Source organism: Pseudomonas sp. ME-P-057, assembly GCF_030208975.1.
Taxonomy (GTDB): domain Bacteria; phylum Pseudomonadota; class Gammaproteobacteria; order Pseudomonadales; family Pseudomonadaceae; genus Aquipseudomonas; species Aquipseudomonas lutea.
This window is the reverse complement of sequence record NZ_JARVSX010000039.1, coordinates 63663-84488: the sequence shown is the minus strand read 5'-3', so window position 1 is coordinate 84488 and position 20826 is coordinate 63663. Positions and strand designations below refer to the sequence as shown.

Sequence of the window (20826 nt, the reverse complement as noted above, 5' to 3'; positions counted from 1 at the left end):
GCCTGAGCGGTTCACTCTGGAACCCCGAAACCGAGTCGACCGATTCAACTCGATCTGTAGGAGCCGGCTTGCTGGCGAATGCGTCGGGCCAGGGGCGGAAATGTCCGATGACTCAATGGGTTCGCCAGCAAGCCGGCTCCTACAGGTCCGCCAATGGCATCAATTAAACAGCCCCGCCGCGATGTTGATCGAGAAGCCCAGAATGGAGGTGTTGAAGACAAACCCGATCAACGACTGCGCCAGCACCACTTTGCGCAGGCCGCGCGTGCCCACACCGACGTCCGACGTTTGCACGGCGACGCTCAGTGTGAACGAGAAATACAGAAAGTCCCAGTAGTCGGGGTTCTCCTCGCCATCAGCAAAGCGCAAGGCCGGCTTCTCCCCGCTCCAGGTGTAGAAGACCCGCGCGTAATGCAGGCTGAACACCACGCCAATCAGCAGCCATGAGCCGACGATGGTGAACCCGGTGAAGGCGTAATGCAGCGCCTTGTCACTGTCTTTCATGTCCTGAATGCCGGCCAGCTCAAGAATGATTGCCGCCAGGCTGGCAATCGCTGCCACGCACACGACGAACAGCACCAGACCGGCATTTTCGTCCTCGATTTCCGCGACCCGGCGCACGTCTTCAGCGCTGGATTTGAAGGTGCGCCGCATGATCATCGCCATGTACAGCCAGCCGGCGACGTTCCAGCCAATCAGGCATTTGCTGATCACCGAAATGTCGGGGGCAACGACCGCGCTGGCGATACCCGCGGCGAAGCCCAGGGCAGTGGCAATGGTCAGGCGAGGGTGAGTCTTGGTCAGGCGGGGCATGGAGGACGTCACGGCAGTGAGATGCGCGAACAGTAGCACGCGGCCGCTACAGGGGAAGATGAAGAAAAACGGCGCGCAAGGGGTTACGCGCCGGTCGCCATTTGGCAGTGTACGTGGGCCCGCTCAAGCAAGCGTCCAAGGGTCAGGCCCGGACGCTCAGCATGAACAGGTCGGCTTGAGGGAATCAGCGGACCAGGCAAGGCTGCTTGTTGTTGAACGCCCAGTTGGGCACCAAAAATTGCATCGCGACGCTGTCGTCCCGCGCGCCCAGGCCCATGCCTTTATAGAGCTCGTGGGCCTTGGCGACTTGGTCCATGTCGATCTCCACACCCAGCCCCGGCTTCTTCGGCACCTGCACATTGCCCCCAATGATCTGCAGCGGCGCCTTGGTCAGGCGCTGGCCGTCCTGCCAGATCCAGTGGGTGTCGATGGCGGTGATGTTGCCCGGCGCGGCGGCAGCGGCGTGGGTGAACATGGCCAGCGAGATGTCGAAATGGTTGTTGGAATGCGAGCCCCAGGTCAGGCCCCATTCGTTGCACATTTGCGCGACCCGAACCGAGCCTTGCATGGTCCAGAAATGCGGGTCCGCCAGCGGGATGTCCACCGACTGCAGCTGAATGGCGTGGCCCATCTCGCGCCAGTCAGTGGCGATCATGTTGGTCGCGGTGCGCAGGCCTGTGGCGCGGCGGAACTCCGCCATGACTTCGCGGCCCGAGTAGCCGTTTTCAGCGCCGCATGGGTCTTCGGCGTAAGCCAGCACCTTGTGCTGATCGCGGCACAGCCGTACGGCTTCCTTCAACGACCATGCGCCGTTGGGGTCCAGGGTGATGCGCGCTTTCGGGAAGCGCTCGGCCAGCGCAGTCACCGCTTCTATTTCCGCGTCGCCGCTGAGCACGCCGCCCTTGAGTTTGAAGTCCTCGAAGCCGTATTGCGCATACGCCGCCTCGGCCAGACGCACCACGGCTTCCGGGGTCAGGGCTTCTTCGTGGCGCACGCGGAACCACTCGTTGTCGGCATCGGGTTCGGTGCGATAAGGCAAGTTGGTTTTGTGCTGGTCACCGACGTAAAACAGGTAGCCGAGCATCTTCACTTCATCACGCTGCTGGCCTTCACCAAGCAGCGCCGCCACCGGCACTTCAAGGTGCTGACCGAGCAGGTCCAGCACCGCCGCCTCGATACCGGTGACCGCATGGATGGTGATGCGCAGGTCGAAGGTCTGCAGCCCGCGGCCGCCCGCATCGCGTTCGGCGAAGGTACGGCGCACGTCGTTGAGAATCTTCTGGTAGTTGCCAATGCTGCTGCCGACCACCAGCGAGCGCGCGTCTTCCAGGGTCTGGCGGATCTTCTCGCCGCCCGGTATCTCGCCCACCCCGGTGTGGCCGGCGTTGTCCTTGAGAATCACGATATTGCGAGTGAAATACGGGCCGTGGGCGCCGCTCAGGTTGAGCAGCATGTCGTCGTGGCCAGCGACCGGGACGATCTGCATGTCGGTGATGACGGGGGTGCTGCCGGAATTCTGTGCGTTCATGGCTAAATCCTTAGTGATACCGAGCGCGGCGGGCGCGCTGTCTTAACGGGTTCAGAGGTCGCAGGCGTTAGGTATGGCTGGGTGTCACGTCGGCCTTCGCCACTGGCAATGCACCGGGCTTTGGCGTAGTGCGCACGGTGAACACCAGAATCGCGGCAATGATCGAGGTGGCGGTCAGGCCATACAGACCGCCCTGGATCGAGCCGGTCTGCTGCTCAAGAATGCCGAAGGTGGTCGGTGCGACGAAGCCGCCCAGGTTGCCCACCGAGTTGATCAGCGCGATGACCCCTGCGGCAATCCGCGCATCCAGGTAGCCCTGAGGGATGGGCCAGAACAGCGACGATGCCGATTTGAAGCCCATCGCCGCGAAACAGATGGCGACGAAGGCAAACACCGGCCCGCCCGTGGTCGACATGAACATGCCGGCCGCCGCAATCAACAAGGCCACCGCGACCCACGCCTGCTGGTGCTTCCACTTGGCCGACAGCGAGGCGAAGCCGTACATGCAGACGATGGCGATGAACCAGGGGATCGAGTTGAACATGCCAACCTGGAAGTCCGTCAGGTCGCCCATCTTCTTGATGATGCTCGGCAGCCAGAAGGTGGCGGCATAGATGGTCAACTGGATGAAGAAGTACATCAGGCAGAACAGGATGATCTGCGGGTCCTTGAGCAATTTGCCAATCGACAGTTTCACCGGGTTGGCCGCTTCGCGCGCCCGTTGCTCCTCGTCGATCGCGCCGACCAGCGCGTCTTTTTCGGCCTCTGTCAGCCACTTGGCGTCATGGGGTTTGGAGTCCAGCCAGAACCAGACAAAGAAGCACAGACCGACCGAGAACATCCCTTCGATGAAGTACATCCACTGCCAGCCGTGAAAGCCCAGGCCTTCGATCTGCAGCAGCAGGCCGGACAACGGGCCCGAGATCAGCGAAGCGAATGCCGAGCCGCTGAGGAAGATGGCGATGGCCTTGCCCCGTTCAACGCCAGGCAACCAGCGGGTGAAGTAGTAGATCACGCCCGGGAAGAAGCCGGCCTCGGCCACGCCCAGCAGAAAGCGCAGGATGTAAAAGTGGGTCTCAGTCTGGATGAACGCCATGCCGGCCGCCACCAGGCCCCAGGTCAGCATGATTCGGGTCAGCCAGATACGCGCGCCGACTTTTTGCAGGAGGATGTTGGAGGGCACTTCGAACAGCGCATACGCGATGAAGAACAGGCCGGCACCGAAGCCGTAGGCCGCCGCACCAATACCCAGATCATGTTCCATGTGGCTACGCACGAACCCGATATTGACCCGGTCGATGTAGTTGACGATGAACATGATGACGAACAGCGGCAGGATGTGTCGTTTGACTTTCGAGACCGCCGATTGCAGGACGGAATCGTTGGCGTCATCCGCCCGTGATGAGGATGTGTTCACTCTGGTAACTCCCACTGATTATTTTTATGCGGGTGGTTAAGCTTTTGTGTGTGACAAGGTGTGACCCTGTTGCCAGTCATCATACAAGTTGGGCTTGGGTTGGCAACCGTATTTGTTAGGGTTGTCGCAGGTATTTCATCGGCTTAGTCTGGCCTGTCTGACAAGTTGAATGAGTGCAACGCGGCGCTCGAAATCCTGTATTTTCGGGACTCCCAACGGTGTTCTGTTGGCCTGACCGCGTTAGCTGCAGAGCGTCTGCGAGCGAGTACCGGTCAAGAAAATACAAGTGGACAGCCCATCACGAGTTCGGTCGTTGATCGACTGCTTATAGGACAACCCCATGAATACCGTCGAACCGTTGCCGCCCAAGCGCCGCCAGCACAGCCTGGCCACCGATCTGGTGACTGATCTCAGTCAGCGCATCCTGATGGGCACGATTGCGCCCGGCGCAAAGCTGCCGTCCGAGAGCGAGATCGTTCGAGAGCATGGCGTCAGCCGCACGGTGGTGCGCGAGGCGATTTCCAAGCTGCAGGCGTCCGGGCTGGTCGAGACGCATCAGGGCAAAGGCACCTACGTGCTGGCGCGTGCGGAGCAGAGCGCGCTGCATTTGAAGGTCGAAACCGCGTTCAGCGTGCGGCATATCATCGAGTTGCGCATGGGCCTGGAAACCCAGGCAGTCGCACTGGCTGCGCAGCGGCGTACCCATGAGCAACTGGCGGCAATGCGTCTGGCGCTGGACGATTATCAGGACCTGCTGGCGAAGGACGACAGTTGCGTCGAGGCCGACCGCCGCTTTCATCTGCTGATCGCTGAAGCGACCGGCAACCCGTATTTTCTGGAGATCCTGCAGAACCTCGGCAACGCCGTCATTCCCCGCAGCCGCATCGCCTCCAGTGAGCGTGCCGGTGCGAGCCTCACCCACCATGCGTACTTGGCCAACCTCGAACACGAGGCCATCCTCGCGGCCATCCGTCGTCAGGACCCCGACGCCGCTCGTGCCGCCATGTGGACACACCTGAGCAACAGCCGCGAACGGCTTGCGCCCGCCGAGTGACAAATCGACGCGTTACTGGACGTGGCGAGGTGCCTGACCCCGCCCGGGTCCTTCCGGCCGGGAAGCGGCAGGGCGGATCAGCGTCGTTCTGGGTGATGGCATGTGACGCTTTCCCGGCTAAAGCCGGTCCCACAGGGGGAACGCATTCTGATAGTGGGTCCGGCTTCAGCCGGGAAGAGGCCGTTGCGATCACTCCCAATTTTGGGGCGTATGGCTTGCCCGGCTAAAGCCGGTCCCACAAGGGGTACGCATTCTGATAGTGGGTCCGGCTTCAGCCGGGAAGGCGTCGGGTGTTACACCGTCACAGGTAAGGCATGTCGACTGGCACATTCGTCCGCCAACGAATCAGCCAGCCGGTGCCTACAAGCTGGATTATCTATGCCCCAACACCTCCAGCATCACTCTGGACTGCCATTCGAAATATGGATTGAAGGTCAACCGGGCAAATATTTTGCCCGGTTCGCGATGACCCCAATCGGAATACCACACCGGCTCGCCACTCAGGCATTTCTGCATGTCCGCCGCCTGCTGACCGTTCCAGCAAATTCGCTGGCTGCCGTCGACGCCATACAACGGATCGGCAGGGGTAAACATCAGCCCCATGTGGGAAAACTGCGCGATTCGGTACTCGGGCAAGTAGTCGTTGCGCACCAGCACCCTGGGCGATGCCTGGGAAGCTGCCGGGGCATTGCCATACCAGATCAACCGACTGGCCGGGCTGGTGAAGCGTGCATTGAAAGTGTCCAGCACGTAGCCCGTATCAAGCACCGAATCGTGTTCGGTGATTGCCACAAACACCGGCTTGTCATAGACCGCCTGATGCACATGCTTCTGGGCCAGCAAGGCACTGCGATAGAACTGGGCGAAGCCATTGGTGGGCACGTTGAGGTAGCGCACCGGCGTCTGCATCGGACGTACGCCATCATCGGGCTTCGCCAGCCAGGGGCGGAACCAACCAATGTATTGGGTGAGCCAGGCGTAGGTGTTTTCCGGTTTGAACGCAGGGGAAAACAGCACCAGCCCGGCGATTTCAGGATGCTCGTAGGCGTAGTCCACTACCAGATTGGCGCCTGTCGAAAACCCGCCCAGATAGACTGTCGGCACTTCCTTTTCAAGAATTTGAATCTGCTCGCGGACCACACGCTGCCACTGCTTGAGGGTGACATCCAGCATGTCGGCGGGCTTGCTGCCATGCCCGGGTAGCAGCACCGTGCGCACCAAAAAGCCCTGCGCTGCAAGGGACGCACCGACATCGTTGAATGACCAGGGCGAATCGCCCAGGCCATGGACCAGGAGAATGCCGCGAGTGGCAGGTGTTTGAGGTCGCCATTCCTGCGGCGCGTTCCATTCGATCTCGGCCGCATGATTCGAGGTCTGGAACGACCGGTTCGCCTTCATCCACGCGATGGTCTGCTGGCGATACTCGGCAAAACTTGCCTGGCCCAGCGGCTGATCGCTCGCGGCGCAGGCCTGCAGTGCCAACGCGCAGAGGAGGAGGGGGAGGCGGTGCAAAACCAATTCGAACTTCACCCGCTCAGATATCGAGCTGATCAGGACGAATGCCGAATGCCTGGGCAATTTTTTCACGCGTCAACTTGCGCGGGCGGGCCACTGATTCCTGCTGCGCATAGGCGGGCTGTGAGATGCCAAGGCGGCCTGCGACTTGTTCCTGGGTAAGTTCGAGATATTCACGCCACGCGCGGATGGGGGTGGCGCCATCTACAATTCGGCTTACGACTTCGTGGGGAATCAGATCCCCAGTACCCTGTTGGCTGAGGTACTGCTCGTAAGGGATGACGACAAACGCAGGCCTGCCATCCGGGCCGTTGATTATCTGGATGTTGTTAATAGGTGCGCTCATCGCGTTTTCTGACCTCCTGAACACTCACAATTCTCACCCCGCCGTCCCAGTCAAATAGCACACGGTAGTCACCTACTCTTAACCGGTAGCCATGTGACTGATCAGCGATTTGACCTGAGCGACATCTGGCATCGACTCCAGCTTGCTCACCGCGTCTCTGATATGTACTTGATGCCTTGTGTGGAGCTTCAAGAGTTGTTTCACGGCTTTCCTCGTCCATGCAATTCTATTCATGCGTCCTTATAAGACTTCCATAAGTCTGGGCTGGATATTACTTATAGCGGAGGGGCCATGCTAGTCGCCAATCGCGCCGGCACCAAGATTCAGGCAGACTCCAGACACCCCAAAAACAAGACCTGATGTGTATGACCTCCAATTCACACTGCTCCACGGCGGCCTCTCATGTTCGCCCTTGATCACACCCTTGCTCAGGACATTGTCGATCGGGCGATGGCGATCCTGCCGTGCAACGTCAACGTTATGGACTACCTCGGCATTATCATCGGCAGCGGTGAGGCCGAACGGCTGTACACGCGTCATGAAGGTGCGCAACTGGTGCTCGCCAACCGCCGTGTCGTGGAAATCGATTCACACGCGGCAACCCAGCTCGACGGTGTGCGTGCCGGGGTCAATCTGCCGCTCATGCTGGATGACAAACTCATCGGCGTGCTCGGCATTAGCGGTGATCCAGACGAGGTGCGGGTGTACGCCGAGCTGGTAAAGATGACCGCCGAGATGCTGATGGAGCATCGACGCCAGCAGGCCGATCGGCAGTGGCGGCAGCAGCGTGGCGAAGACCTGCTCTCGCGGCTGTTGCTCGGCGACAGCAATGCGCACTTGATTGCCGAGGCTGAGCAGTTGGGGCTGCAGCCGCAGTTGCCGCGCCAGGCGGTCGTGTTCGAACTGCCCGAAGGGGCGACCTGCGCCGGTTCGCTCTGCGCATGGCTGAGCGCCCGTTACGCCAACAGTTGGTGCCTGCCCTGCGAACCGGGACTGATCCACTGGTGCCGCGCGGTCGGCAAGGATCGCGACGACGCCCTGTTGCTGGAGCAATGTGCCGAGCAGGGCTGGCCCGTGGAGCGGATGGCGACTGTCGAGCCTTCGTCGGATTTGGCCTCCCTGCGCAGCGCGTGCACCGCCGCGCGTGATCTGATTGATTACGCCCGGCATGTCTGCCCGTCACTGAAATTACTTCGCCTGCCCAGCCATCGCCTGGCGTTGTTGTTCTGGCGCAATCGGCACGACTGGCTGGCCGAAGGCATCGCTGAGCCCATCCAGCGCCTTGAAGATAACCCCCAACTGCTCGACACCCTGCGCGCCTGGTTCGACTACAGCGGCGAGAGCCGGGCGTGCGCCGACGCGCTGGGCATCCACCGCAACAGCTTGCGCTACCGGCTTGAGAAAATTGCCGAACTGACCGGCTGCGACCCTTATCGGACCGAAGACCTGTTGCGCTTGTACCTTGGCGCGCAGATCGTGCCCCGCTAGGTAGGCCTCTACGACGATCACCACCCGCCTGCAGTTGTTCAAATGACCGACCGTTGGCGCGCTCCGTTGTGCAAGCGTAAGGCGCCGCGGTCGGGCGAAAGTGCGACCATCGGGTGAACGGCAGGTTTCGCCGTCCAGTCAGTTCCGACCGTGCAGTCAATTACGACCGTCCAGTCGGCCAGACGCGTCCAAAACACAGATCGGCCATCGCCAAGGAGAATCGCATGAAAGTCGTCATCGCCCCGGATTCGTTCAAGGACAGCCTCAGCGCCCAGGCCGTCGCTCAGGCCATTGCCGGAGGGCTCAGGGAGGTATGGCCGGACGCCCGGCTGATCGAATGTCCGATGGCCGATGGCGGCGAGGGCACCATCGACGCGGTACTGGCCGCCTGCGACGGGCAATGGATGAGCGTGCAAGTCAGTGGCCCGCTGGGGCAGCCGGTTCAGGCGCAATGGGGCTGGCTCGCAGCATCGCGCACCGGGATCATCGAGATGGCCATGGCCAGTGGCCTGCAGTTGTTGAGCCTGGAGCAGCGAGACGCGACAGTGACCAGCACGTTCGGCACCGGTCAGCTCATCAACGCCGCGCTGGACGCTGGCGCCGAACGGATCATTCTGGCCATCGGCGGCAGCGCGACCAACGATGCCGGCACCGGCATGCTTTCGGCGCTGGGCGCGCGTTTTGTCGATCAGCACGATCAACCACTCGTTGCCGGCGGCCTGGCCTTGCAGCAACTGGCGCGCATCGACCTGAGCGGTCTCGACCCACGATTGAGCAGCGTGCAGTTCGAGGTGGCCGCCGACGTCAACAACCCATTGTGCGGCGTGCAGGGCGCTTCGCACATCTTCGGTCCACAGAAAGGCGCTTCCCCCGAGCAAGTGCTGGCCCTGGACGCCGCTCTGGCACATTTCGCCCGTCACTCTGCGCAGTCGCTGGGCAAAGACGTAAGCGAATACCCCGGCAGCGGCGCGGCCGGCGGCATGGGCTTTGCGGCAAAGGCTTACCTGAATGCCTCGTTCCGGCCAGGCGTGGAGGTGGTCGCTGACCTGACCGGCCTGGCCGAAGCCCTCGAAGGCGCTGATCTGGTCATCACCGGTGAGGGCCGCTTCGATGCGCAGACGTTGCGTGGCAAAACGCCGTTTGGCGTCGCCCGGATTGCTCGGCGCAGCAACGTGCCGGTCATTGTGTTGGCCGGCACGTTGGGCGAGGGATACGCCGAGCTCTATGGGCATGGCATCAGTGCGGCGTTCGCGGTGACCAGCGGGCCGATGACGCTGGAGGCTGCCTGCGCCAACGCGGCCACGCTGCTGCATGACCGGGCGCGCGACCTGGCGCAGCTGTGGGCCCTCGCCGCTCGCTGAGCTGAGCTGAGCTGGGCATGGGCAAGCGCGACACGTGCAGTGATCGCGCCCTGCAACCTGCTTGCCGATCAGGCAGTTTTCAAGTGCGTGACAGGGATCGGGCTGCGCATCAACCCGCCGACCAGCGCCGCCGCGAACAGCGCGACAAGGCCGGAAACCCAGAGCACCGAGCCGAAGCCAGTGACGAACGCTTCCCGGGCCAGCGGTTGAATCATTGCTCGTGCGCCGGGCTGCAGTGTTTGCAGCGCGGCGGCCATGTCGCCGGCCACGACGCGCGATGCGATGTATTGTGCCTGGCTCAGCAGATCGGGCGCGGTGCTCGCCAGTGTGTCGTTTAACTTGGCCAGCGTTGCGCTGGCCAGCAGCGCGCCATACACCCCGATGGCCAGCATGATCGCGCTGAAGCGCATGGTCGTGCTCATTCCTGAGGCCATGCCCGTGCGGTCGCGGGGAACGCACGCCATGATGTTTTTCTGCGTATCGCCATTGAGCAGTCCGGCGCCGGCACCGGTCACCGCCATGGCCGCCGCGAACGCAGGATAACCCCCAACGCCGGTTGCCCAGGCGCAGACCAGGTTGCCCACTCCCACGAGGGTCAAGCCCAGCGCCATCATCGCCGCCGGGGACAAGTGCCGGGACAGTGTCGGCCCCAGACGGGGCAACAACAGCATGGTGACCGCGAAGGGCAGCATGCCCAGGCCCGAGTCGATCGCGCTGAAACCCAGACCGTTCTGCAGATAAAACGGCAGCAGCGTCATCATCACCTGGGCGCAGCCGGCGTAAGCGAACATGCCGAGCAAAGCGCCGATGAACCTCGGGTATCTGAACAGCTGCAAGTCGACCATGGGCCGACGCTGCATGCGTTCCACGATTACAAACAGGGCGAGTAACAGTGCGCCTGCGGCCAGGCGCACAGAGGTGAGCGGGGCGCCCCAGCCGATTCGATTGGCCTCGATCAGCCCCCAGATCAGGCTCAGCAGGCTGGCGCTGAAAAACAGGCTGCCCCACGGATCAAGTCGTGCCGACTGCTCGTTGCGCGACTCGTCGATGTTGCGCATGACCAGTGTCAGCAAGCCCACGCCCACCGGCAGGTTCAGGTAGAAAATCCAGCGCCAGCCCATCAGCTCGGCGATCAGGCCGCCGATGGTGGGCGCCGCCGTCATCGCCACGCCCATGCATGCACCCCAAAGCGCCCAGGCCCTGGCGCGCTCGGCTTCGTCGTGAAAAACATGGCCAATGGTCGCCAGCGCCGAGGTCAGCAGCAGCGCGGCGCCAATGCCTTTGATCGCCCGGGCGATGTCGAGGTAAACAATGTCAGGCGCCGCGCCGCAACCCAGCGACGCCAGGATGAACAGCACCAGCCCCGTCAGCAGCATGCGCTTGCGGCCGAACCGGTCGGCCAGGCTGCCGGTCGGCAGCAACAGCGCGGCGAACGCCAGCATATAGGCGCTGATCACCCATTCGATGTCGGCGAACCCGGCGTTCAGATCGCGGGCGATGCTTGGCAGCGTGACGGCGACAATGTTGGTGTCGAGCACGATCAACGCGCACACGCCGGAGGCCGTGAGCAGGGTCTTGCGGGGGCTGGCGTGAGACATGTTCGGGACTCCGGGGCCGTTAGGTGCTGGCTAAGGGGGCTGGCTGACGATGCAAACGTGGAGACACGTCCACGTCGTCGATCCAGCGCTAGAGTAAGCGCGCATGGCCTATGCTCTGTTACCCGTCGTCCGCTATTTCATTACCTGAAAGGTAACGCTCCATGGAAATACGTCACTTCCGTTACTTCCTGGCGGTCGCCCGGCACCGGCATTTCACCCGCGCCGCCGAGCAGCTGGGCATCGCGCCCCCGACGCTCACGCGCCAGATCCAGGACCTGGAAAACGCACTGGGCACTCGCTTGTTTCTGCGTGAGCAGCGGGAAGTCAGGCTGACCGAAGCAGGGCGGGCATTGCAGATCGAAGCGGAGCTGGCAGTGCGGCAATTTGAAACCGCGCAGTTCAATGTCCAGCGCGCCGGACGCGGCGAGGCCGGCCGGATAGAGTTGGGCTATGTCGCCTCAGCGGTGTTTTCGGGGGTGCTGCAACGGCATGTGGGTGAGTTTCGCCAGCGCCATCCGGACGTCGAGTTCAGCATCATCGAACACCTCATGCCGACGCTGCCCCGGCGAATAGAAGAAGGCCGGCTGGATGTCGGGTTCATCCGCTCCCCCATGCAATTGCCCGACGCCCTGAACGCCGTGGAACTGTTGACGGAAGGATTTGTGCTGGCGCTGCCGGACACCTGCTGGCTCGGCAAACTCAAGGTCATCAACGCGCAGCATGTGCAAAACGAGACTTTCATCCTGCCCGAGCAAATCTCCGGCACCCTCGAAGTTGCAGCCCATGGCGGCTTCGCGCCAACACTCGGCCCGCAACCGGGAAGCCTGGTATCAGTGATCGCCCTGGTCAGCCTCGGCCAGGGCATAGCAGTGGTGCCCGAATCGGTGGTCAATCACATCCGCTTGCCCAACGTGCTCTACCGCCCCCTGGAAGACTGCCGCCCGACCTCATCGCTGTCGCTGATCCACCGACGCCACGAAAAGGCCCCGGCCACGATCCGCTTCATCGAACACATCAAAGCCGCGCCCACACCCTGAGCCCAACCGCCCGCAAAAAGGCAAAAGCTTCCCGGCTAAAGCCGGTCACACAAAAAGCAACGCGGCCAGTCAGTAGGACCGGCTTCAGCCGGGAAGCCTTTGATCTTCCCTAAACGCGCTTTTGATCTTGTTCTTGATCTTCAAATGCAAAAAGCCCAAACACCGCCAATCGCGACTTGGGTGCAGGCTGAACGCAGGTCTTGCGCAGTGGGCCGAGCGGCATGGATGCCGCGAGAGCCGCCCCCCGCCATGGATGGCGGATGGCGGCGGGCCCACGGAGCAAGACCGAAGTGAGGGAACCCCGACGAAGGAGGGGCCAAACCAGGAGCAAGCACCTTTGGTTACTTGGGGTGCTTTTCCAAGTAACTCGCCGAAGGCGAAACCCGAGGCCGTTAGGCCGACGCCCCTGATCTTGATCTTGATCTTGATCTTGATCTTGATCTTGATCTAGATCCTGATCCAGAAACCGCTAAACCTTAGCCGCCTCCGGCACCCGCCCATACACATCAGTGAACCGCACGATATCGTCCTCACCCAAATACTCGCCGCTCTGCACCTCAATCATCACCAAATCAATCACCCCCGGATTGACCAGACGATGAGTATGCCCAGGCTTGATGAACGTCGACTCATTAGTGTCCAGCATGAACTCATCGTCATTATTGGTCACAAGCGCCATACCACTGACCACGATCCAGTGCTCGCTGCGGTGATGATGCATCTGCAACGACAGCGACGCCTGCGGCTTGACCACGATACGCTTGATCTTGAAACGCTTGCCTTCCTCCAGCACCGTGTACGTGCCCCACGGGCGAGTCACCGTGTTATGCAACAGATACGCCGGATGCTGCTGACGCTTGAGCTCCTGCGCGATGATTTTGACTTCCTGACTGCGGTCAGCGTCGGCAATCAACAACGCATCCGGGGTGTCAATGATGATCAGGTTATCCAGACCCACGCCCCCGACCAGCCGCTTCTTCGAGTCGATGTAACAATTGGTCACGTCATGCAGAACGACCTGACCGTTGCACTGGTTCCCGTTTTCATCGGCCGAGGACAGCTCGCGAATCGCGCTCCACGAACCGATATCGCTCCACCCCAACGCGCACGGCACCACCGCGACCTTCTGCGAATGCTCCATCAGGGCGTAATCAATCGAGATATCCGGCGCCAGCGCAAACGTCGCGCTGTCCAGTTCGATTTGCAACTCGTTGCGACCTTCCTTGGTGTTGCATCGCGCCAGGCATTCACGGACAGCCGCAAGCACCTGCGGGGCGTGGATCTCCATTTCCGCCAGCAGCACGTCCACACGCATGCAGAACATGCCGGCGTTCCACAGATGCAGCCCGCCTGCAACGTAGTCCTGCGCCGTCGCAGCATCGGGTTTCTCTACGAAGCGTGCGACCTGAAACGCCTCGCTGCTGAGCGCCTGGCCTTTTTCGATGTAGCCAAAGCCGGTCTCGGCACGGGAGGGGATGAGCCCGAACGTGACCAGCCAGCCCTCGTCGGCCAGCTTGCTCGCGCTCTTTACCGCTGCACCAAACGCAGCCACGTCGTTGATCAGCTGGTCGGCTGGGAGAATCAGCAACTGCGCGTCGTCGCCATGACGCGCCTGTGCGTGCAACGCGGCCGCAGCGATGGCAGGGGCGGTGTTGCGGCCAGAGGGTTCAAGCACGAATTCCAGCGGCAGGTTGCGTTTGTTGAGCAAGCGATAGTCATCAACGGTGCGGAAATACACCTCTCGATTGGTGACGGTAAGCACGCTCTCAACGCCGTCCAGTTGGCTGGCACGGTTGAAGGTCTTCTGCAGCAGGCTTTCGCCATCCGGCATGCGCATGAAGAACTTGGGCATGGCTTCACGCGAAACAGGCCACAACCGGGTGCCGGCGCCGCCAGCGATAATGCAGGGAATAAGAGTGCCCATCAGAAAACCTCGTGGGTAGAGAGCACTGCCGCAACAGCGCGCTGTAGAAAGTTTGAATCGAAGCGGGCGGCGCGTTTCACACAATAAAAACGCTCCCCGATTAAAGGGCGGCTCAGGTACAAGGCGTTTACGCCTCCGGTAGACGGCCCTGAAGAAGACACATACACGGCGTTTGGGTACAGCTGCATAGGTCTCCCTACCTCTTCGATCCATGAATCAGTGACTGAACGGCTGCCTTTGCAACACGCTAAAAGTCAATAAAATGACCTTTTTGAGCGGGTTGCTCGGATTAGCCAATTATTTGTCGATTAAGCACTTTCCGTCTGCGGTTTTCAAGTGTCTGTAACGATTCGTTAACGCCTCTCGTCCTTTATTTACGGGTGTGAACGGGGCCAACCGGCGCGATCCGTCACCGCCAATGGCGGGTTTTTGGGACAGCCAGTCAAGGTAAGTCTTTGGGCTATAAGGCTTTTTGCCAGCATTTGCGGAGATGCCTTCGCAGACGGTTGCGCTTTGTCCGGTTTCTCCCATGTCCATCGGCTCATTGCGCTGCGACTAAAAGATTTATCGGTTGCCGGGCTTTTTTCGTAGCGCGTGCGGTCAACTCATCACGCATCAACTCGTACACGTAGAGGGAAGGGATATGACAGCGCGCAGGGCATTACTGATTCTCCATGGCAAGCAGGCGCTCAACGACGATGTCCGCGCAGCGGTAGAGCGCAAGCGCACTCACGGCTGGGAACTCGATGTGCGCGTCACCTGGGAAGCCGGTGATGCCCAGCGGCTGGTGCGAGAAGGCTTGGCCGCAGGCCATCGGCAGATCATCGCCGGTGGCGGCGATGGCACGCTGCGCGACGTCGCCGAGGCCCTGGCGCTGTCGGAAGTCGACGCCAGCCTGGTAATCATGCCGCTGGGCACCGCCAACGACTTTGCCCGTTCGGCCGGGGTTCCGCTGGAACCCGAGCGAGCCCTGGACCTGCTGGACGTACCGGCACGTGCAGTGGACATGGGAGCCGTCGGCGAGCAGATGTTTCTGAACATGGCCACCGGCGGCTTTGGCAGTCAGGTCACTGCCAACACCTCCGAGGACCTGAAGAAAATCCTTGGCGGCGCGGCCTATCTGTTCACCGGGTTGACCCGGTTCAGTGAGCTGACCGCCGCCTCTGCGGAACTGACCGGCCCCGATTTTCACTGGCAGGGCGACTTGCTCGCGCTGGGGATTGGCAACGGACGTCAGGCTGGAGGCGGTCATCCGCTGTGCCCGGAGGCGCTCGCCGACGACGGCCTGCTGGATATCAGCATCCTGCCAGCGCCTCAGGAGGTGGTCAGCACCCTGAGAAGCCTGCTCGAAGGGGGGCTTGGTCTGGACAACATGTTCGTCCGGGCGCGGCTACCTTGGGTGGAGCTTAAATCGGCGCAAGGGCTGACCATCAATCTTGACGGCGAACCGTTGCGTGGCGATGCCAAGCGTTTCGAAGCTCGACCGGGGGCGCTGCGCGTGCACCTGCCGTCTCACTCACCCTTGCTGGGCCAGACCCGGCAACTCGCCTGAGCCTGTGACAGCCGCTCACACTTCACTGGGGGCGGCGAACTCCAGGTTGGGCGAGCTGCGCCGTTCCGCGCCTGCGGGCCGCTCCAGTGCACCGGTTCGGCCTTCCTGCCGTTTGCCCAACTCGCACAGGCAAGCCAAAACGCCCAGTAGAGCACGCTGTTCGCTGTCGTCCAGTGCCAGCAAGCCGGTGTGCGGGTCGATCAGTTCCAGCTGCCAGCCCATCAACGCCAGGCAGTGCTCAAGGGTGTGCCGGACCAGAGGGTGCAAGTGCCCTGAAGCGCTGGCGAGGCGGATCAGCCCGCTCAGCTCCCGGGCAAACGCGCTCAGGGTTTGAATGCCGTGGGTACCGGCTTGCGCTGCAAGTTGCTGCAATGCCGTCAGCAGGCCCTCCATTGCGTCGCGATCATCGCTGATCAGTGCCAGGTGATCGAGGCAGTCGCCAGCGCGGCACATGAGCACGTGGCTGTCGCTGAAAAAACCTGCGTGCAACCGTAGCCAGTCATTGCCATTGCGCATCTGCAATATTCCCTTTCTCAGCGTTGCGGTATCGGATCACGGACAGCGAGTGGCACAAAGTAATGTTGATGCTACAGGCACGTCTGTAGGGCGTTTCTGATTGTTTCCTGTGGGCGATGAAGAAGCGTCCCTGTGCACCTCCAGCCCGTTGCGGTCAATCGTCCGAAAACCGTGGCCGACGCCTGCGGGCAGGGCTGTACGGGATACTCAGGTTCGCGCAGTGATGTTATTGTGGCATCACTTACGGCGCACACTTGATTTTCCCGATTAAGGTCTGTCATGGCGCTGCCGATAAAGGGTAGGCGGACTTACTTGAACCCTGCTCCAGGAGCAACAGATGGCTGGCATTCTCGACACAGTAGACCAACGTACACAGCTGGTAGGTGAGAACCGCCTGGAAATTCTCATGTTCCGCCTGGCTGGCCGTCAGTTGTTCGCAATCAACGTATTCAAGGTTCAGGAAGTCCTGCAACTGCCCAAGTTGACGCTCATGCCGCAACGTCACCCGTTCGTGTGCGGCGTGGTCAACCTGCGCGGCCAGACGCTGCCGGTGATCGATCTGTCCCAGGCCATCGGCATGCGCCCTCTGGTACCGGGCCCGTCGAGCACGATCATCGTCACCGAGTACAACCGCTCGGTGCAGGCGTTCCTGGTGGGTGGGGTCGATCGCATCGTGAACATGAACTGGGAGGCGATTCTGCCGCCTCCGACCAGTGCCGGTCGTCAGCATTACCTGACCGCGATCAGCAAGGTTGACGACCAGTTGGTCGAAATCATCGACGTCGAAAAAGTGCTGGCCGAAATCGTGCCTTACAGCGCCAAGGTCTCCCGTGACAAGCTGGACGATCCGGTCCTTTCACGTGCCGTTGGCCGCGAAGTGTTGCTGGTGGACGACTCCAACGTGGCGCTTTCGCAACTGCGCGACACCCTGGGTCAGTTGGGCGTGAAGATGCACGTTGCCCGTGACGGTCTGAAGGCCCTGAACATGCTCAAGGCCTGGGCCGACACGGGCGAGGTCATGACCGACAAACTGCTGATGGTCTTTACCGATGCTGAAATGCCGGAGATGGACGGATATCGCCTGACCACCGAAATTCGTAATGACGCGCGTTTGCGCGGTTTGTATGTCGTACTGCACACGTCTTTGTCCGGCAGCTTCAACGAGTCCATGGTCAAGAAGGTCGGCTGTGACAATTTCCTGTCCAAGTTCCAGCCGGACAAGCTGGTCGATGTAGTTCGTGAGCGTTTGATGCTCGATAACTGAGCCATCCTTTTTTTGAGCCCCTTGCTGTATGGAGGGGCTTTTTTGCATCTGTACCGCTTGCTTTCCCGACGCCTCGTATAGAGTGACGCCTTTCTGCTCTGGCATAAGGACGCGTACATGTTGCACCTCAGCGCGCTGTATCGGTATCCCCTCAAATCCTGCATGGCCGAGCCGCTGCAGCAGGCCGGCTTCGATGAGTTGGGCATGAGCGGCGACCGTCGCTGGATGCTGGTGGACGAGGCCAGTGGCCGGTTCTACACCCAGCGCGCGCTGCCGCAGATGGCCCAATTGTCGGTGTTATGGACGGGCGATGTAGTGACGTTGTCCGCGCCAGGTCTTGGCAGTCTGGACGTGCAAGTGCCGGCGGATGAAGAAGCTAACTTGCGCGGCATTACGATCTGGCGCGACAGCTTTCGGGTGCCCGATGCGGGCGAGGAGGCGGCGCGCTGGGTCAGTGCGTTGGTGGGCAAGCCGACGCGGCTGGTGCATGTTCCGAAAGCCCGGGCACGCTGGCTGCCCTCCGGTTATGGAACGGTCGAAGACCGTGTCGGGTTCGCTGACGGCTTTCCGCTGTTGTTGATCGGGCAGTCGTCGCTGGAAGACTTGTCGCAAAAAGTCGGGCGCCCTCTGGAGATGCTGAGGTTCCGTCCCAACCTGGTGGTCTCCGGGGCTGAAGCGTTCGCCGAGGATGGCTGGAAGCGGATTCGCATCGGCGACGTAGAGCTGCGGGTGTTGAAGCCCTGCTCGCGGTGCATCATGACCACGATGGACCCGGCCACCGGTGAGCGAAGCGCTGACCGCGAGCCGATGACCACGCTCAAAACCTATCGAGAAAGAAACGGGGAGATCTGGTTCGGGCAGAATCTGGTGAGCGATGGGCCTGGGCAGGTCGAGGTCGGCATGCCGGTGGAAGTGCTGGAGTAACGCGAGCCTGGCACATCAGTCATGCAGCCCTCCTGGCCAACACCCGTCATGCAGAACCTGCACGCACCTGCGCAGGTCATGCTGAACCGGCACATCTCTACTGTAGGAGCCGGCTTGCTGGCGAACGCGGTGAATCAGACGCTGCTGCGTTGAACGCCTGACCGTGTTCGCCAGCAAGCCGGCTCCTACAGGTCGATGAGGTCCAGGATTACTTTTTCGCATCAGCGACGCGGGTTTCAGACTGTTGGAGTGATAGCGGCGGGCGATATTGACCGCAAGGCCACGCGGCTTTTATGCAGGCTTCTGGCCGACGCAAGTCGTGGAGCCTGCGCATACCTACTGTAGGAGCCGGCTTGCTGGCGAACGCGGCGGATCATACACCGCTGCGGTGATGGCTAACCGTGTTCGCCAGCAAGCCGGCTCCTACAGGTTCATCTAACCCTACTGGCCCGACTGGCCTGGGCAATGATGGCATCGATTCGGTGCTTTCTGCCTAAAGCCTGTCTCACGATGCCTGTCCAGCCTCACAAATCATCAAAAAACCGTTCATGCCAGTCCACCAGCGGCTGCGGTGAATTGAGCTTTTGACCGTAGATGACTGCGTACGACAACACGTTTTGCACGTATTGACGTGTTTCGTCGAACGGGATGCTTTCAACCCAGACGTCGAAAGCCAGGTGATTGGCGCCCCTCAGCCATTGGCGGACACGGCCCGGGCCGGCGTTGTAGGCGGCCGAGGCGAGAACCCGGTTACCGTTGAATTGCGCATGCACCTGGCTCAGGTAGGCGGCACCAAGCTGGATGTTTTTGTCCGGGTCGAGCACCTGCGCCGGCGAGGCCAGCGGGATGCTGAATTTGCGGGCGGTCTCTTTGGCGGTGGCGGGCATCAGCTGCATCAGGCCGCTGGCGCCGACGCCGGACCGTGCGTCGTCCATGAACGCGCTTTCCTGACGAGTGATCGCAAAGACCCAGCTGGAATGCAGCCCGCGAACCTGAGCCTCGCGCACCAGGGTGTCGCGGTGAGCCATGGGGAAGCGGATATCCAGGTCGTCCCAGTACTGCGCCTGGCTGATGGTGCGGATGGCCGGGAAGTACCAGTGCATGTCGTACGCAAGCTTGGCCTGGGCGACCATTTCGTCCCGGCTGAAGCGACGGGTGACGTGGTACCACTCGCGGCGACCGTCGACGATCTGCCCGCGGTCATAAAACTCCAGCGCACGGCGCACGCCCGGCGTGTTGCGCACTTTGGCGATCAGCGCCTGGCTCATCACCAGGGGCTTGTTGTTGAGCATGTACGGCGTCTGGATGCGGTCGGCGGCAAGAAAGCCGTAGAAGTCACGCTCCTTGGCAACGGTCTTGTACAACCCCGGCAGCAGCGGGCTGTTGGGCTGGGCCAGTTCCAGCGAGCGTGCCTGCCAGTAGCGCCAGCGGTTTGTGGTTGCCAAATCCTGGGGCAGGCGACGCGTCAACTCGTAGGCGTCGCTCCAGCGGCCCAGACGCAGTAAAAGGCGCAGGCGCCATTCAGTGACCGTATTGTCACGCAGGTCCGGGTCGTATTTGGTCATCACCTCAAGGGCGCGACCGTCGTAACTGCGGGCCAGCGTCAGACCGATTTCCTTGGCGATCTGGACCTGTTCTTCATGGGAAAAATGCAAAACCGGCGCGTAGCTGTCGAGCAGTTCCATCGCGCGCTGCGGGTCCTGTTTGGCCAGTCGGCGCAGGCCCAGGCCAACCACATCGGACATCGCCTCGTCGGCCGGCATGAACTGCCCCTGGTTGTTGACCATCTCGGGCTTTTGCGCCACGGCGATCAACAGACGGCCCTGAGGCGCCAGGGTGGTCATGCTGTTGACCAATTGCGTGGCGAGGGCGTAGTTGCGCACCTGGGCGGCGAGCTTGGCGCGTTGCCAGCGCTTCTGTTCGGTCAGTTGACCCTCAATGGCCCACTGGGTGAAAAACGTGTCGCAAGCCGCCGGCAGGGTTTTGCCGGTCATCCAGGTCTTTTCCGCGTTTGCGTAGCCTTCTGACTTCTGGCCATGGCCGAGCTGATACGAGCCATAAAGACAGTCGAGTTCGACGAAATTGAGCTTGGGGTCGTAGTACTTGACGAAAGGCTGCCAGTCGCCGCGTGACGCCAGAAGCCGCAACCAGCGCAACTTCATGTAGTTGGCCTGGGGCAGGTCGCCATGCTCGGCGAAGAACTTCTCGACCTCTTCATTGCTCGCGCCGTTCAGCCGCGCCGTCAGCTCGTCGTAGGCCAGGTATGGCTCGAGCGGGTAATCCGCAAGGGCCGCTGCGTAGGTGCGATAGGGGCCGCCGTCGCCCTTGGCCAGCGCGCGTTTGGCTTCATCGTAATACTGGCGTTGAGTGGTGAGATCGACCGCTTGGACGGACTGGGCAGCGGTGGCCGACAGAAGCAGGCAGGACAAAAGGCTGAACAAACGACTGCGCATGAGACTTCCGTGCAGATGAATCGTGAAAAGTGGCGC

General features: G+C 61.5%; 16 protein-coding genes and 1 pseudogene. 7 read left to right on the top strand and 10 right to left on the bottom strand.

Translation table 11 applies throughout. The features are described 5' to 3' along the window. Positions 1 to 159 precede the first annotated feature (159 nt). The 3 genes from QRN48_RS21465 to QRN48_RS21455 all read right to left on the bottom strand — a co-directional run bounded on the left by QRN48_RS21465 (position 160) and on the right by QRN48_RS21455 (position 3758). On the bottom strand, positions 160 to 813 hold the full coding sequence (locus tag QRN48_RS21465) for a DUF1345 domain-containing protein (RefSeq protein ID WP_037011232.1): 654 nt from the start codon (positions 811 to 813) through the stop codon (positions 160 to 162). A gap of 184 nt (positions 814 to 997) precedes the next feature. Then, entirely contained in the window at positions 998 to 2341 is a 1344-nt protein-coding gene (gudD, locus tag QRN48_RS21460; RefSeq protein ID WP_191945941.1) for a glucarate dehydratase, read from the bottom strand. A 67-nt stretch (positions 2342 to 2408) separates the two neighbouring features. Further along, on the bottom strand, positions 2409 to 3758 hold the full coding sequence (locus QRN48_RS21455; protein WP_037011227.1) for an MFS transporter: 1350 nt from the start codon (positions 3756 to 3758) through the stop codon (positions 2409 to 2411). A gap of 340 nt (positions 3759 to 4098) precedes the next feature. On the opposite strand from QRN48_RS21455, the gene QRN48_RS21450 reads away from it, so the two are divergent. Continuing rightward, complete coding sequence (locus QRN48_RS21450) at positions 4099 to 4812, top strand: FadR/GntR family transcriptional regulator (RefSeq protein ID WP_285353089.1); 714 nt, start codon at positions 4099 to 4101, stop codon at positions 4810 to 4812. 372 nt (positions 4813 to 5184) lie between these two features. Here the strand turns inward: QRN48_RS21450 and QRN48_RS21445 are convergent, their stop codons facing one another. The 3 genes and pseudogenes from QRN48_RS21445 to QRN48_RS21435 form a co-directional block, all read right to left on the bottom strand. Further along, positions 5185 to 6330, bottom strand: coding sequence for an alpha/beta hydrolase (locus QRN48_RS21445; RefSeq protein ID WP_285353117.1), 1146 nt, complete (start codon positions 6328 to 6330; stop codon positions 5185 to 5187). A gap of 16 nt (positions 6331 to 6346) precedes the next feature. After that, positions 6347 to 6673 carry a helix-turn-helix domain-containing protein gene (locus tag QRN48_RS21440; RefSeq protein WP_285353087.1) on the bottom strand — a complete coding sequence of 109 codons (327 nt, stop codon included), beginning with the start codon at positions 6671 to 6673 and terminating at the stop codon, positions 6347 to 6349. Continuing rightward, a pseudogene (locus tag QRN48_RS21435) lies at positions 6657 to 6907 on the bottom strand (type II toxin-antitoxin system RelE family toxin). Before QRN48_RS21435 ends, QRN48_RS21440 begins: the two are co-directional and overlap by 17 nt. Positions 6908 to 7075: 168 nt before the next feature. Between QRN48_RS21435 and QRN48_RS21430 the strand changes: the two are divergent. Together QRN48_RS21430 and QRN48_RS21425 are read left to right on the top strand one after the other, a co-directional pair. Further along, a complete protein-coding gene (locus QRN48_RS21430; protein WP_285353085.1) occupies positions 7076 to 8161 on the top strand; it encodes a sugar diacid recognition domain-containing protein in 1086 nt (361 codons plus the stop codon). 224 nt (positions 8162 to 8385) lie between these two features. Beyond that, positions 8386 to 9522 carry a glycerate kinase gene (locus QRN48_RS21425; RefSeq protein WP_285353083.1) on the top strand — a complete coding sequence of 379 codons (1137 nt, stop codon included), beginning with the start codon at positions 8386 to 8388 and terminating at the stop codon, positions 9520 to 9522. Positions 9523 to 9590: 68 nt separating this feature from the next. On the opposite strand, the gene QRN48_RS21420 is transcribed toward QRN48_RS21425, so the two are convergent. Continuing rightward, the gene (locus QRN48_RS21420) at positions 9591 to 11120 is read right to left on the bottom strand and encodes an MFS transporter (protein WP_285353081.1); all 1530 of its coding nucleotides are present in this window, start codon (positions 11118 to 11120) and stop codon (positions 9591 to 9593) included. 161 nt (positions 11121 to 11281) lie between these two features. Here QRN48_RS21420 and QRN48_RS21415 point away from each other — a divergent pair, with 161 nt between their 5' ends. Next, positions 11282 to 12157 carry a LysR family transcriptional regulator gene (locus QRN48_RS21415; RefSeq protein WP_285353080.1) on the top strand — a complete coding sequence of 292 codons (876 nt, stop codon included), beginning with the start codon at positions 11282 to 11284 and terminating at the stop codon, positions 12155 to 12157. Positions 12158 to 12626: 469 nt separating this feature from the next. Here QRN48_RS21415 and QRN48_RS21410 read toward each other — a convergent pair whose 3' ends face one another. After that, positions 12627 to 14081, bottom strand: coding sequence for a mannose-1-phosphate guanylyltransferase/mannose-6-phosphate isomerase (locus QRN48_RS21410; RefSeq protein WP_191945932.1), 1455 nt, complete (start codon positions 14079 to 14081; stop codon positions 12627 to 12629). A 643-nt stretch (positions 14082 to 14724) separates the two neighbouring features. On the opposite strand from QRN48_RS21410, the gene yegS reads away from it, so the two are divergent. Then, positions 14725 to 15633 carry a lipid kinase YegS gene (gene yegS / locus QRN48_RS21405; protein WP_285353078.1) on the top strand — a complete coding sequence of 303 codons (909 nt, stop codon included), beginning with the start codon at positions 14725 to 14727 and terminating at the stop codon, positions 15631 to 15633. Positions 15634 to 15648: 15 nt separating this feature from the next. Here yegS and QRN48_RS21400 read toward each other — a convergent pair whose 3' ends face one another. Further along, positions 15649 to 16149: a hypothetical protein gene (locus QRN48_RS21400; protein WP_285353075.1), complete on the bottom strand. Its 501-nt coding sequence runs from the start codon at positions 16147 to 16149 to the stop codon at positions 15649 to 15651. Between the two features lie 337 nt (positions 16150 to 16486). On the opposite strand from QRN48_RS21400, the gene QRN48_RS21395 reads away from it, so the two are divergent. Together QRN48_RS21395 and QRN48_RS21390 are read left to right on the top strand one after the other, a co-directional pair. Then, on the top strand, positions 16487 to 17413 hold the full coding sequence (locus tag QRN48_RS21395; RefSeq protein WP_037011210.1) for a chemotaxis protein CheV: 927 nt from the start codon (positions 16487 to 16489) through the stop codon (positions 17411 to 17413). Positions 17414 to 17530: 117 nt separating this feature from the next. Next, the gene (locus QRN48_RS21390) at positions 17531 to 18337 is read left to right on the top strand and encodes an MOSC domain-containing protein (RefSeq protein WP_285353072.1); all 807 of its coding nucleotides are present in this window, start codon (positions 17531 to 17533) and stop codon (positions 18335 to 18337) included. Between the two features lie 524 nt (positions 18338 to 18861). Here QRN48_RS21390 and QRN48_RS21385 read toward each other — a convergent pair. Continuing rightward, positions 18862 to 20790, bottom strand: a complete 1929-nt coding sequence (locus QRN48_RS21385; RefSeq protein WP_285353070.1) for a transglycosylase SLT domain-containing protein — start codon at positions 20788 to 20790, stop codon at positions 18862 to 18864. Positions 20791 to 20826: the final 36 nt, after the last annotated feature.